General features: G+C 63.5%; 8 protein-coding genes. All 8 read right to left on the reverse strand.

Annotation, left to right across the window (positions count from 1 at the left end):
* Positions 1 to 60: 60 nt before the first annotated feature.
* Positions 61 to 2,136: an elongation factor G gene (fusA, locus tag MGN01_RS15815; RefSeq protein ID WP_147047796.1), complete on the reverse strand. Its 2,076-nt coding sequence runs from the start codon at positions 2,134 to 2,136 to the stop codon at positions 61 to 63.
* Between the two features lie 45 nt (positions 2,137 to 2,181).
* Complete coding sequence (rpsG, locus tag MGN01_RS15820; RefSeq protein ID WP_147047797.1) at positions 2,182 to 2,652, reverse strand: 30S ribosomal protein S7; 471 nt, start codon at positions 2,650 to 2,652, stop codon at positions 2,182 to 2,184.
* 113 nt (positions 2,653 to 2,765) lie between these two features.
* On the reverse strand, positions 2,766 to 3,137 hold the full coding sequence (gene rpsL / locus MGN01_RS15825; protein ID WP_109895591.1) for a 30S ribosomal protein S12: 372 nt from the start codon (positions 3,135 to 3,137) through the stop codon (positions 2,766 to 2,768).
* Positions 3,138 to 3,570: 433 nt separating this feature from the next.
* Positions 3,571 to 7,791 (reverse strand): DNA-directed RNA polymerase subunit beta', encoded by a 4,221-nt coding sequence (rpoC, locus tag MGN01_RS15830; protein WP_147047798.1) that lies wholly within the window; start codon positions 7,789 to 7,791, stop codon positions 3,571 to 3,573.
* Between the two features lie 169 nt (positions 7,792 to 7,960).
* Positions 7,961 to 12,085 carry a DNA-directed RNA polymerase subunit beta gene (gene rpoB, locus MGN01_RS15835; protein ID WP_147047799.1) on the reverse strand — a complete coding sequence of 1,375 codons (4,125 nt, stop codon included), beginning with the start codon at positions 12,083 to 12,085 and terminating at the stop codon, positions 7,961 to 7,963.
* A gap of 254 nt (positions 12,086 to 12,339) precedes the next feature.
* Positions 12,340 to 12,720 (reverse strand): 50S ribosomal protein L7/L12, encoded by a 381-nt coding sequence (rplL, locus tag MGN01_RS15840; RefSeq protein WP_147047800.1) that lies wholly within the window; start codon positions 12,718 to 12,720, stop codon positions 12,340 to 12,342.
* 54 nt (positions 12,721 to 12,774) lie between these two features.
* A complete protein-coding gene (gene rplJ / locus MGN01_RS15845; protein ID WP_147047801.1) occupies positions 12,775 to 13,293 on the reverse strand; it encodes a 50S ribosomal protein L10 in 519 nt (172 codons plus the stop codon).
* Positions 13,294 to 13,947: 654 nt separating this feature from the next.
* Positions 13,948 to 14,253, reverse strand: coding sequence for a DUF1244 domain-containing protein (locus MGN01_RS15850; RefSeq protein ID WP_147047802.1), 306 nt, complete (start codon positions 14,251 to 14,253; stop codon positions 13,948 to 13,950).
* Position 14,254 lies beyond the last annotated feature (1 nt).

Genomic DNA, 14,254 nt, shown 5'->3' on the forward strand with positions numbered 1-14,254 from the left:
GGAAGCCTCCGTAAAGATCTAAGAATGGGTGGGACGAAAGAGGAGTGGGTACGCCGAGCGTTAGGCGTACTTGGCGATGACCTTGTCGGCCTCGCCGCGCGGCACCTCTTCGTAGTGATCGAACTGCATCGTGAAGCTGGCGCGGCCCTGTGAGAAGGAACGCAGCTGGTTCACGTAGCCGAACATGTTTGCGAGCGGCACCATCGCGTTGATGACGTTGGCGTTGCCGCGCATGTCTTGGCCCTGGATCTGGCCGCGACGCGAGTTCAGGTCGCCGATGACCGAGCCGGTGTATTCCTCGGGAGAAACCACCTCGACCTTCATGACCGGCTCGAGCAGAACCGAGCCGCCCTTCTGAAGCGCCTCGCGCAGAGCAGCGCGGGACGCGATTTCGAAGGCGAGGGCCGACGAGTCGACGTCGTGGTAGGCACCGTCCACCAGCTCCACCTTGATGTCGACCACCGGGAAGCCGGCAAGCACGCCGGCACTGAGGACCGAGTTCAGCCCCTTCTCGACGCCGGGGATGTACTCCTTCGGCACCGCACCGCCGACGATCTTGGACTCGAACTGGAAGCCGGCACCCGGCTCGTTCGGCTCGACGACGAACTTCACGCGGGCAAACTGACCGGTACCGCCGGTCTGCTTCTTGTGCGTGTAATCGATCTCCTGACGGCGGGTCAGCTTCTCGCGATAGGCGACCTGCGGCTGGCCGATATTGGCCTCAACCTTGTAGGTACGCTTGAGGATGTCGACCTTGATGTCGAGGTGGAGCTCGCCCATCCCGCGAAGGATGGTCTGGCCCGATTCCTGATCGGTCGAAACGCGGAACGACGGATCCTCGGCAGCGAGTTTCGAGAGCGCGATGCCGAGCTTCTCCTGGTCGGCCTTCGACTTCGGCTCGACGGCGATCTCGATGACGGGCTCCGGGAACTCCATCTTCTCGAGGATCACAGCCTTGGACGGGTCGCACAGCGTATCGCCGGTGCGAGTATCCTTAAGACCAGCCAGGGCGACGATGTCGCCGGCGAAAGCCTCCTTGATGTCCTCACGGTTGTTGGCGTGCATGAGCAACATGCGGCCAACACGCTCTCTCTTGTCGCGCGAGGAGTTCAGCACGTTCGAGCCGGTCTCGACCTTGCCCGAGTAGACGCGGCAGAAGGTGATCGTGCCGACGTGGGGATCGTCCATGATCTTGAAGGCGAGCATGGAGAAGGGATCCTCGTCCGTCGGCTGACGGGTGGTCTCTTCCTCGGTCTTGAAGTCGATGCCGCTGACGGCGCCGCGATCCACCGGCGAAGGCAGGTAATCGACGACGGCGTCGAGGAGCGGCTGGACGCCCTTGTTCTTGAACGCCGAGCCGCAGAGCACCGGATGGAAGGCGCGAAGCTGCACAGCGCGACGCACGAGCTTGCGCAGCGTGTCGGCATCCGGCTCGACGCCGTCGAGGTAGGCAGCCATCGCGTCGTCATCGAGTTCGACGCAAGCTTCGATCAGCTTGGTGCGGTACTCGGCGGACTGATCGGCGAGTTCGGCCGGGATCTCTTGCTCTTCGAAGTTCGCGCCGAGCGCTTCACCCGACCAGACGATCGCCTTCATCTTGATGAGGTCGATGACGCCCTTGAAGTTGTTCTCGGCGCCAATCGGCAGCTGAAGGCAAACCGGCTTGCCGGCGACGCGCTTGACGATGTCGTCGACGCATTTGAAGAAGTCGGCGCCAATCTTGTCCATCTTGTTGACGAACACGACGCGCGGCACGTCGTACTTGTCGGCCTGGCGCCAGACGGTCTCGGTCTGGGGCTCGACGCCCTGGTTGCCGTCGAGCACGCACACAGCACCGTCTAGGACGCGCAGCGAACGCTCGACCTCGATGGTGAAGTCGACGTGACCGGGGGTGTCGATGATGTTCAGACGCTTCTCGCGCCAGAAGCACGTCGTCGCGGCAGACGTGATGGTGATGCCGCGCTCCTGCTCCTGCGCCATCCAGTCCATCGTCGCGGCGCCCTCATGGACTTCGCCGATCTTGTGGGACTTTCCGGTGTAGTAGAGGACGCGCTCGGTCGTCGTCGTCTTGCCGGCATCGATGTGAGCCATGATGCCGAAGTTACGGTAGTCCTCGATCTTGTGGCTGCGGGCCATCGGGGTCTCTCCGAAGAAGGTGCGAAATCGGCGAAGGGTGGCCGCTTACCAGCGGTAGTGCGAGAAGGCGCGGTTGGCTTCCGCCATCCGGTGCGTGTCTTCGCGCTTCTTGACGGCGTTGCCGCGATTGTTGGCGGCATCGAGCAGCTCAGCAGACAGACGCTCGACCATGGTGCGGTCGTTGCGGCCGCGAGCAGCCTGGATCAGCCAACGGATGGCCAGCGCCTGGCGACGCTCGGCCCGCACTTCCACGGGAACCTGATAGGTCGCGCCGCCGACGCGGCGGGACCGGACCTCGATCGCCGGGGCGACGTTCTCGAGCGCAGCGCGGAACACTTCGATCGGGTTGGCGCGGGCGCGGTTCTCGACGATCTCGAAGGCGCCGTAGACGATGCTCTCAGCAACCGACTTCTTGCCCTCGTACATGATCGAATTCATGAACTTGGTGAGCACGACGTCGCCGTACTTGGCGTCCGGGATGATTTCGCGCTTCTCGGCAGAGTGACGACGAGACATTGGGTTGAGCCTTGTATTCGTAAAATCGTCTTAAGCGCCCCGCGCAGGCCGCCTTAGCTCGTGAGCCGGCGACATCCTTACGAGGCCGTGGAAAAACGTGGTCGCGCCGAAGCTTACTTCGGACGCTTTGCACCGTACTTCGAACGACGCTGCTTGCGGTTCTTGACGCCCTGCGTATCGAGCACGCCGCGCAGGATGTGGTAGCGCACGCCCGGAAGGTCCTTCACGCGACCGCCGCGGATCATCACCACGGAGTGCTCCTGAAGGTTGTGGCCCTCGCCCGGGATGTAGCCGATCACCTCGAAGCCATTGGTGAGACGGACCTTGGCAACCTTACGAAGCGCCGAGTTCGGCTTCTTCGGGGTCGTGGTGTAGACGCGGGTGCAAACGCCACGCTTCTGCGGGCACGCATCGAGCGCCGGCACCTTGTTGCGGGCCTTTTGGGCCTTACGCGGCTGGGCGATCAGCTGGTTGATCGTCGGCATTCTCTGCCCTCATCCCTTGGGTCGCTCGGTGGCGCCCCTGATCATCGAACTCTCGGCCCCCAAGGGAGCCAACGGCAAAACGAATAACGCCATAGGCCGATAGCGGCCTTTGGCGCATTTGAGGCAGAGGATCACGCCGTATGAGGGCGCGTTCGTACCCACGGATCTGACAGAAGTCAGGTTATGTGAGCCTCGGCTTCGGCCCGGCGACGGTCATTTGAAGCAATGCTTCGCACCGTCGGAGACTCTTGGCCAACCGAAGTGACGCGTCTGTACGCGGGGATTCGGTACACGTCAACGGCCCGGCAACACATTCTTCGCGAGAGCACCGGGACTTAGCGTATCTCATGCGTTGGGGTCATCGCCCGGAAGAGGCGGAACGAAAAAGGGCGGCCCGCAGGCCGCCCTTCATCAGATTTATTGCAGGCGCCGCTTACTCGGCGGCGGCTGGTGGCAGCTCTCCGACCGAAGCCGGATTACGCGCGGCATGTTCGTCTGCACGCTGCTTCAGGATCAGGCCGTCGCGGCGGCGAGCGATCGACTTGATGTCGGCCACCAGCGAACCCGTGCCCGCCGGGATGAGCGAGCCGACGATCACGTTCTCCTTCAGGCCTTCCAGCGTATCGACCTTGCCGTTGACCGCCGCCTCGGTGAGGACGCGGGTGGTCTCCTGGAACGAGGCCGCCGAGATGAACGACTTCGTCTGCAGCGACGCCTTCGTGATGCCGAGCAGAACCGGCACGCCCTGGATCGGCTTCTTGCCCTCGGCGAGAAGCTTCTCGTTGAACTCCGCCAACTCGGTCCGGTCGATCTGGTCGCCCGGGATGATGTCGGAGTCGCCGCCGTCGGTGATCTCCACCTTCTGCAGCATCTGACGGACGATCACCTCGATGTGCTTGTCGTTGATGAGCACGCCCTGGAGCCGGTAGACCTCCTGGATCTCGTTGACGAGGTAGGCAGCGAGCTCCTCCACGCCCTTGATCGCCAGGATGTCGTGCGGCGCCGGGTTGCCGTCGACGATGTAGTCGCCAAGCTCGACCACGTCCCCGTCCTGCAGGTGAATGTGCTTGCCCTTCGGGATCAGGTACTCGACCGTCTCCGAACCGTCATGCGGCGTCAGCGACAGGCGGCGCTTGTTCTTGTAGTCGCGCCCGAAAGCAATCGTGCCGGACTTTTCGGCGATGATCGCAGCATCCTTCGGACGACGCGCCTCGAACAGCTCCGCCACCCGCGGCAGACCGCCGGTGATGTCGCGGGTCTTGGCCGATTCCGACGAGACGCGGGCCAGGATGTCGCCGGCCTTGATCTTGGTGTCGGGATCGACGCCGATGATGGCCTCGACCGGCAGGAGGTAGCGAGCCTCGGAGCCGCGCGGCAGCTTCACGGGCTTGCCCTCCGAGTCGACGATGACCATCGCCGGCTTGAGGTCGGAGGTGCGTGCCGAACCGCGCCAGTCGATGACGACGCGCTTCGAGATGCCGGTCGACTCGTCGGTGGTCTCAGTGATCGACTGACCGTCGTAGAGGTCCTCATAGGCAACGATACCGTCGACTTCGGAGACGATCGGACGGGTGTAGGGATCCCATTCGGCGATCCGCTGCCCGCGCTTGATCTTATCACCTTCGTCGACACGCAACTTGGCACCGTACTGAAGACGGTGAACCGCGCGATCGGTCCCGTCGGCTCCCACGATCACCACGGCCACGTTGCGGCCGGTAGCGATGAGGTCGCCGTCGGAGTTCTTCGCGACCGAGCGATTGCGGATCGCGATCGTGCCCTCGAAGCTTGATTCGATGAAGGACGAATCCGCGATCTGCGCCGCGCCGCCGATGTGGAAGGTACGCATGGTGAGCTGGGTGCCCGGCTCGCCGATCGACTGCGCCGCGATGACGCCGACGGCCTCGCCCATATTGACGGGCGTGCCGCGGGCGAGGTCGCGCCCGTAGCAGGTGGCGCAGACACCGCTCTTGGTCTGGCAGACCAGAACCGAGCGGATCTTGACCTCCTGGATGCCGGCGGCGGTGATTGCTGGCAGGTGCTTCTCTTCGATGGTCTCGCCAGCCGAGACGATGACACTACCGTCCTGAGCCGTCAGTTCTTCGGCGGCAGCGCGGCCGAGGATGCGGCTCGCCAGCGGAGCCACGACCTGACCCGCATCAATGATGGCGCGCATCTTGATGCCGTTGGTGGTGCCGCAATCCGTTTCGCGGATGACGGCGTCCTGCGCCACGTCGACGAGACGACGGGTCAGGTACCCTGAGTTCGCGGTCTTCAACGCCGTGTCCGCGAGGCCCTTACGGGCACCGTGGGTGGAGTTGAAGTACTCGAGAACGTCGAGGCCTTCCTTGAAGTTCGAGATGATCGGGGTCTCGATGATCTCGCCCGAAGGCTTGGCCATGAGGCCGCGCATCGCCGCGAGCTGCTTCATCTGCGCCGGCGAACCACGGGCACCGGAGTGGCTCATCATGTAGATCGAGTTGACCTGCTTGTCGGCGCCGTGCTCGTCCTTCTGCACGGACGAGATGCGGCCCATCATCTCCTGGGCAAGCTTGTCCGAGCACTTCGCCCAGGCATCGACGACCTTGTTGTACTTCTCACCCTGGGTGATCAGGCCGTCATTGTACTGCTGCTCATAATCCTTCACGAGCGCGCGGGTCGTATCGACGATCGACCACTTGTTCTCGGGGATGACCATGTCGTCCTTACCGAACGAGATGCCCGCCTTGAACGCGTGGGTGAAGCCGAGCGCCATGATGCGATCGCAGAAGATCACCGACTCCTTCTGACCGCAGTGGCGGTAGACGGTGTCGATCATCCCCGAGATCTCCTTCTTGGTCATCAGCTTGTTGACGACGTCGAAGGGCACCTTGGCGTGCTTCGGCAGCGCACCCGAGAGGATCACGCGGCCCGGAGTGGTGTCGTAGATCTTGGTCAGCGGTTCACCGTCCGGGCCGATGCCCGACCAGCGCCACTTGATCTTCGAGTGCAGCTTCACGGTTCCGGCCGCGAGCGCATGCTCCAGCTCACCGATGTCGCCGAACACACCCTGCATCGGATTCTGCTTGTTGTCGGGCTGATACGCGCCGACCAAGCCCTCACCGACAATGGAGAGGTAGTAGAGGCCGAGAACGATGTCCTGCGAGGGCACGATGATCGGCTGACCATTGGCCGGGTGCAGGATGTTGTTCGTCGACATCATGAGGACACGCGCTTCCAGCTGCGCCTCGAGCGACAGCGGGACGTGCACGGCCATCTGGTCGCCGTCGAAGTCGGCGTTGAACGCGGCGCAGACCAGCGGGTGCAGCTGGATCGCCTTGCCCTCGATCAGCTTCGGCTCGAAGGCCTGGATGCCGAGGCGGTGCAGGGTCGGTGCGCGGTTGAGCATCACGGGATGCTCGCGAATGACCTCGTCCAGGATATCCCAGACCTCGGGCTTCTCCTTCTCGACGAGTTTCTTCGCCTGCTTGACGGTGGCTGAGAAACCCTTGGCGTCGAGGCGCGCGTAGATGAACGGCTTGAACAGCTCGAGCGCCATCTTCTTCGGCAGGCCGCACTGGTGCAGCTTGAGCTCCGGGCCGACCACGATGACCGAACGGCCGGAGTAGTCGACGCGCTTGCCGAGGAGGTTCTGGCGGAAGCGGCCCTGCTTGCCCTTCAGCATGTCGGCGAGCGACTTCAGCGGGCGCTTGTTGGCACCCGTGATGACGCGGCCACGGCGACCGTTGTCGAACAAGGCGTCGACGGCCTCCTGAAGCATGCGCTTCTCGTTGCGGATGATGATGTCGGGCGCGCGCAGCTCGATCAGCCGCTTGAGGCGGTTGTTGCGGTTGATGACGCGGCGATAGAGGTCGTTCAGATCCGACGTGGCGAAGCGTCCGCCATCCAGCGGAACCAGCGGGCGCAGGTCCGGCGGGATGACGGGAACGACCGTCAGGATCATCCACTCGGGCTTGTTGCCGGACTGCTGGAACGCCTCAATGATCTTGAGACGCTTCATCAGCTTCTTGGGCTTCAGCTCGGAGGTGGTCGTCGCGATCTCTTCCTTGAGCGAGGTCGCGATGCCTTCGAGGTCGAGCTCCTGCAGAATCCGACGGATCGCCTCGGCGCCGATCATCGCCGTGAACGAATCCTCGCCGTATTCCTCCTGCGCGCGCAGGTACTCCTCCTCCGTCAGAAGCTGACGCTCCTTGAGCGGAGTGAGGCCAGGCTCGATGACGCAGTAGGACTCGAAGTACAGGATCCGCTCGAGGTCCTTGAGGGCCATGTCGAGCAGGAGGCCGATGCGCGAGGGCAGCGACTTCAGGAACCAGATATGGGCGACGGGGGCAGCGAGCTCGATATGGCCCATGCGGTCGCGACGGACGCGCGCCAGGGTGACCTCGACGCCGCACTTCTCACAGATGACGCCCTTGTACTTCATGCGCTTGTACTTGCCGCACAAGCACTCGTAGTCCTTGATGGGTCCAAAGATGCGCGCGCAGAACAGGCCGTCGCGCTCAGGCTTGAAGGTCCGGTAGTTGATCGTTTCGGGCTTCTTGATCTCACCGAACGACCACGAGAGGATCTTTTCGGGCGATGAGATCGAGATCTTGATCTGGTCGAAGCTTTGCGGCTGGGACTGCTGGTTGAAAAGGTTCATGACCTCTTGGTTCATGATCCGCTCCTTGTTCGCGTGAGACCCCGCGCCTGGGTGTCACGACTGAAATCCAAAAGGCGCCGCGTCCGTCGGGACGCCGCTGGCCTGGTCTCCCGGGAGGTACCACCCCTCCCCGCTCGAACCGTGCCGGCTCCGAAGACCCGGCACGGGAGCTGTCGTCCCTGCCTTACTCGGCCGCCTCGGCCGGCGGCTCGAGTTGATCGTTCGCGGTCTTCTTGGTGGAGGTGAGCTCCACGTTGAGACCGAGCGACCGCATTTCCTTGACGAGCACGTTGAAGGACTCAGGGATACCGGCCTCGAAGGTGTCGTCGCCGCGGACGATCGCCTCGTAGACCTTGGTGCGGCCGGCCACGTCGTCCGACTTCACCGTGAGCATCTCCTGCAGCGTGTAAGCCGCGCCGTAGGCCTCCAGTGCCCAGACCTCCATCTCGCCGAAGCGCTGACCACCGAACTGCGCCTTGCCGCCCAGCGGCTGCTGGGTGACGAGGGAGTACGGGCCGATCGAACGCGCGTGGATCTTGTCGTCCACGAGATGGTGAAGCTTGAGCATGTAGATGTAGCCCATCGTCACCTTGCGGTCGAAGGGCTCGCCGGTGCGCCCGTCATAGAGCGTCGACTGGGCCGACCGGTCGAGACCGGCCATCTCCAGCATCTGCTCGATGTCGGCTTCCTTCGCGCCGTTGAAGACCGGAGTCGCCATCGGCACGCCGCGGCGGACGTTGTTGCCGGCCTGGGCCAGCTCCTCATCGGACAAGCCTTCCAGCTCGGACGGCGAGTAGATCGCCTCCATCTCCGCGCGCAGCGGCTTGATGTCCTGGTTCTTGATGTAGGCATCCACCGCCTTGGCCACCTTGCGGCCGAGACCGGCAGCAGCCCAACCGAGATGGGTCTCGAGGATCTGGCCGACGTTCATGCGCGAGGGCACGCCGAGCGGGTTCAGCACGATGTCGGCATGGGTCCCGTCTTCCAGGAACGGCATGTCCTCGATCGGCACGATCCGCGAAACAACGCCCTTGTTGCCATGGCGGCCAGCCATCTTGTCGCCGGGCTGGATCTTGCGCTTCACCGCCACGAAGACCTTGACCATCTTCATGACGCCAGGAGGAAGCTCGTCACCGCGCTGCAGCTTCTCGACCTTATCAAGGAAGCGCTGTTCGAGGCGCTTCTTCGACTCGTCGTACTGCTTCTGCATGGCCTCGATTTCCGTCATTAGACGGTCCTCGACGACAGCGAACTGCCACCATTGCGAACGCGGATACTCGCTGATCTCCTCGCGGGTCAGCTTGGTATCCTTCTTGAAGCCCTTCGGACCGGCGATCGGCGACTGGCCGATCAGGACGTCGGCAAGGCGAGCATAGGTGTTGCGGTCGAGGATGGTCTGCTCGTCATCGCGGTCCTTCGCGAGACGCTCGATCTCCTCGCGCTCGATCGCCTGAGCGCGCTCGTCCTTGTCCACGCCGTGGCGGTTGAACACCCGGACTTCGACGATCGTGCCGGTCACGCCCGGGGGAACCCGGAGCGAGGTGTCGCGCACGTCCGAGGCCTTCTCGCCGAAGATGGCACGGAGGAGCTTCTCCTCCGGGGTCATCGGGCTCTCGCCCTTCGGTGTGATCTTGCCGCAGAGGATATCGCCGGCGTGCACCTCGGCGCCGATATAGACGATACCGGCTTCGTCGAGGTTCTTGAGGGCCTCTTCCGAAACGTTCGGGATGTCGCGGGTGATCTCCTCCGGACCGAGCTTGGTATCTCGGGCCATCACCTCGAATTCCTCGATGTGGATCGAGGTGAACACGTCATCCTTCACGATCCGCTCGGAGAGCAGGATCGAGTCCTCGAAATTGTAGCCGTTCCACGGCATGAACGCGACGAGCACGTTCCGGCCGAGCGCAAGCTCACCGAACTCGGTCGAGGGACCATCGGCGATGATCTCACCCTTCTTCACCGGCTCACCGACGCGAACCAGCGGCTTCTGCGTGATGCAGGTCGACTGGTTGGAGCGCTGGAACTTCTGCAGGCGATAGATGTCGACGCCGGGCTTGGTGGCGTCGGCCTCCTCCGTGGCGCGAATGACGATACGGGTGGCGTCCACCTGATCGACGATGCCCGAGCGGCGCGCAGCGATGGCGGCGCCGGAATCGCGGGCGACCACAGCCTCCATGCCCGTGCCAACGAACGGCGCATCCGAACGAACGAGCGGCACCGCTTGGCGCTGCATGTTGGAGCCCATCAGCGCGCGGTTGGCGTCGTCGTTCTCCAGGAACGGAATCAGCGCGGCTGCGACCGAAACGAGCTGTTTCGGCGACACGTCCATGAGGTCGACGCGGTCGGGCGTGACCACCATCACCTCGCCGGCGCGGCGGCAAACCACGAGATCCTCGGTGAGCTTGCGGTTCGCGTCCATCTGCGCGTTGGCCTGGGCGACGTGGTACTTCGCCTCTTCCATCGCAGAGAGGTACGAGACCTCGTTCGTCACCACGCCGTCCTTCACCTTGCGGAAGGGCGTCTCGATGAAGCCGTACTTGTTCACGCGCGCAAAGGTTGCGAGCGAGTTGATCAGGCCGATATTCGGGCCTTCCGGCGTCTCGATCGGGCAGATGCGGCCATAGTGGGTCGGGTGCACGTCGCGGACCTCGAAGCCCGCGCGCTCGCGGGTCAGACCGCCCGGGCCAAGCGCCGAGAGACGGCGCTTGTGGGTGACCTCCGAGAGCGGGTTGGTCTGGTCCATGAACTGCGAGAGCTGCGACGAGCCGAAGAACTCGCGCACGGCGGCGGCCGCCGGCTTCGCGTTGATCAGGTCCTGCGGCATCACGGTGTCGATGTCGACGGACGACATGCGCTCCTTGATCGCGCGCTCCATGCGCAGCAGACCCAGCCGGTACTGGTTCTCCATGAGCTCGCCGACCGAGCGTACGCGGCGGTTGCCGAGGTGGTCGATGTCGTCGATCTCGCCCTTGCCGTCGCGCAGGTCGACCAGAGCCTTGACCACCGCGAGCATGTCCTCCTTGCGAAGGGTACGCACCGTGTCTTCGGCATCGAGGTCGAGACGCATGTTCATCTTCACGCGGCCGACGGCGGACAGATCATAGCGCTCGCTGTCGAAGAACAGCGAGTGGAACATGGCTTCCGCCGTTTCGAGAGTCGGCGGCTCGCCAGGGCGCATGACGCGGTAGATGTCGAACAGCGCGCCCTCGCGCGCCGAGTTCTTGTCGACCGCGAGCGTGTTGCGGATGTAGGGACCGACATTGACGTGGTCGATGTCGAGAACCGGGAGCTCCTGAACGCCGACCTCATCGAGACCTTCGAGCAGCTTCTCGGAGATTTCGTCGCCGGCTTCGGCGTAGATCTCACCCGTCTTCAGGTTGACCAGATCTTCGGCGATGTACTGACCGACAAGGTCCTCGTTCGTCTGCTTGAGGAACTTGGTGCCCTTCTCGGAGATGAGGCGCGCGTTGCGCACGTTCATCTTCTTGCCGGCCTCGAGCACGACCTCGCCGGAATCCGCGTCGATCAGGTCGACGGTGGCCTTGAAGCCCTTCAGCCGCTCAGGGTCGAACGGAACGCGCCAATCCGCCTTGTCGCGGGTGTAGGTCACCCGGTCGTAGAAGGTCGAAAGGATCTCTTCGCTGTCGAGGCCCAGCGCGAACAGCAGCGAGGTCGCCGGGATCTTCCGCTTCCGATCGATGCGGACATAGACGATGTCCTTGGCATCGAACTCAACGTCGAGCCAGGACCCGCGATAGGGGATGATGCGGGCGGCAAAGAGCAGCTTGCCCGAGGAATGGGTCTTGCCCTTGTCGTGGTCGAAGAACACGCCCGGCGAGCGGTGCATCTGCGAGACGATCACGCGCTCGGTGCCGTTGACGATGAAGGTGCCGTTGTCCGTCATGAGCGGCATGTCGCCCATATAGACGTCCTGCTCCTTGATGTCCTTGACGGACTTGGCGCCGGTATCCGGATCGACATCGAACACGATGAGGCGCAGCGTCACCTTGAGAGGGGCCGCGAAGGTGATGCCGCGCTGACGGCACTCGTCGACGTCGTATTTCGGCTGCTCGAAGGTGTAGCGTACAAATTCGAGGAGCGCGGTGGCCGAGAAGTCGGAGATCGGGAAGACCGACTTGAAGACGCTCTGCAGGCCCTCGTCGCCGCGGCCGCCCTCGGGTTCGTCCACCATCAGGAACTGGTCGTAGGACGCCTTCTGAACCTCGATGAGGTTCGGCATCTCTGCCACTTCCTTGATCTTGCCGAAGTACTTGCGAATGCGCTTCCGACCGACCAGCGTATTGGCCATGTGATCTCGCTCCACCTACCCGCGTAAACGTGCCCGGGGAAAGTGCCCTTCCCGCTCCAGGCTGCGAGACGTGCCCCGCCGGACCGCCTCACTCGAACTGCAATCTCGTTCTTCTGCTGCCAGCGGAACCGCCCCGATCCGCAGGCCGCCGGAAGCGGCGTCAGCCCGCGAGCCGGTCGGGCTCGCGGGCGTCTGGTGCCGGCCTCTGTCGCAAGAGGTCGGAAACGATGGGCCGGACCCGGCCCATCTGGTTCTTACTTGAGCTCGACCTTGGCGCCGGCCTTCTCGAGAGCGGCCTTGAGCTTCTCGGCCTCGTCCTTGGCAACGCCTTCCTTGATCGGCTTCGGAGCGCCCTCGACGAGGTCCTTGGCTTCCTTGAGGCCGAGGCCGGTGATCGCGCGGACCTCCTTGATGACCTCGATCTTCTTGTCACCAGCGGCGGCAAGAACGACCGTGAACTCGGTCTGCTCTTCAGCAGCGGCAGCACCACCACCAGCAGCAGCCGGGCCAGCAGCAACGGCAACGGCAGCAGCGGCGGAGACGCCCCACTTCTCTTCGAGCATCTTGGCGAGGTCAGCGGCCTCGAGGACAGTCAGCGAGGACAGGTCGTCGACGAGCTTGGCGAGATCAGCCATGTGTGATTTCCTTATAGATCGGTTTGAACGGTTTGATTTTAAAGGGCAACTGCCTCAGGCAGCCTCGTCCTTGGTGGCATAGGCCCCGAACACGCGGGCGAGCTTGGCCGCCGGTGCGTTGACAACCTGGGCGATCTTGGTCGCGGGAGCCTGGACCAGGCCCACGATCTTGGCGCGCAGTTCGTCGAGGGACGGCAGCGAGGCGAGCGCCTTCACACCGTCCGGGTTCAGGGCAGTCGTTCCCATGGCGCCGCCGAGGATCACGAGCTTGTCGTTGGCCTTGGCGAAATCCACCGCAACCTTCGCAGCCGCGACCGGATCGCTCGAATAGGCGAGCAGGGTCGGGCCCTTCAGGAGGGGCTTGATGGATGCGACGTCCGTGCCATCGAGAGCGATGTTGGCGAGGCGGTTCTTGGCGACCTTCACGGTGGCGCCGGCCTGCTTCATCTGCGAGCGCAGCTTCTGCATGTCGGCGACCGTGAGGCCTTTGTAGTGGGCCACGACGACGACGGCGTTCGTTTTGAACACGCCGTTGAGCGTCGAGACGAGATCAGCTTTTGCTGTTCTGTCCACCTGGGCTCTCTCCGGTTCTGGCGGAACCTCGAGGAGGGTCCGCCGGTTGCAACATGCCGCCCGGAAACGGTCTCGGCGAAAAGCCGGAACCGTCCGAACGACGCTTCACGGCCCTGTCCCCTGACGCCGTGCTGGAAGCACGCCGGCATGGGCGAGATGGTTCAAACCGATGCCCTACCACTCGCGGGAACCGCGATGGGCGAGGCGTGTCGAAAACTCGGTCTTCCCCGTCTGTGCAGGCGCTTTCAGGATTAAGCCGGCAAGCCGGCCCCTGCAGTCTCGGACAGGACATGGCCGGACGAGGCTTCCGAGGCATCTGCCCCGAAGTCCTTCCGGCCATCGCCGCCCGGTTTCCCGGACGACATCTCAAGCGGAAATCGGCCGATGGGCCGAACTCCTTCAAAAGAGTGAATTCGTGGAGGGCGGTGTATAGAGCCTAGCAAGCCGCCTGCCAAGGCCCTGAACACAGCAAAACGGTCGCAACCCGAACATGTGCCAGGTGGCGGTCCAAAACCGTGGAGCGCGGCTCGCGGCGCAAGACGTTCGAATCACAAGCAGGCGCGACGCGCAGAACGCGATGGTGCTTCATCATCCCCTGCGGCTGCAAGGAAAAACCGATTCGGGCCTCCGCGCGATCAGGCACGGGCAGCTGGCTCAATGGCCGCCCTGGCTTTTCGCAAAAGCGGCTCGCTGTGCCGGAGTTGCATCGCTTTGGTGCAGCCGCTTCCAGTCTTCGTAAGGCATGCCGTAGACGTGCTCGCGGCTTTGATCCTTGCTCATGGTGAGGCCGCGCTCGTCCGCAGCGTCCTTCAGCCAATTCGACAGACAATTCCGGCAGAAGCCTGCGAGATTCATCAGATCGATGTTTTGCGCATCTGGCCGCTCGCGCAGATGTGCAACCAGTCGTCTGAAGACGGCAGCCTCGAGTTCGGTCTGCGTTTTCGCGTCAATTCCGTCCATG

The sequence above is a fragment of the Methylobacterium gnaphalii genome (assembly GCF_007992215.1).
Classification (GTDB): domain Bacteria; phylum Pseudomonadota; class Alphaproteobacteria; order Rhizobiales; family Beijerinckiaceae; genus Methylobacterium; species Methylobacterium gnaphalii.

Bases quoted from the DNA above. Each gene is read 5' to 3' on its own strand.
- fusA (WP_147047796.1), bottom strand. From the start codon at position 2,136: ATGGCCCGCAGCCACAAGATCGAGGACTACCGTAACTTCGGCATCATG.
- rpsL (WP_109895591.1), bottom strand. From the start codon at position 3,137: ATGCCGACGATCAACCAGCTGATCGCCCAGCCGCGTAAGGCCCAAAAG.
- MGN01_RS15850 (WP_147047802.1), bottom strand. From the start codon at position 14,253: ATGGACGGAATTGACGCGAAAACGCAGACCGAACTCGAGGCTGCCGTC.
- rplL (WP_147047800.1), bottom strand. From the start codon at position 12,720: ATGGCTGATCTCGCCAAGCTCGTCGACGACCTGTCCTCGCTGACTGTC.
- rpoB (WP_147047799.1), bottom strand. From the start codon at position 12,085: ATGGCCAATACGCTGGTCGGTCGGAAGCGCATTCGCAAGTACTTCGGC.
- rpoC (WP_147047798.1), bottom strand. From the start codon at position 7,791: ATGAACCAAGAGGTCATGAACCTTTTCAACCAGCAGTCCCAGCCGCAA.
- rpsG (WP_147047797.1), bottom strand. From the start codon at position 2,652: ATGTCTCGTCGTCACTCTGCCGAGAAGCGCGAAATCATCCCGGACGCC.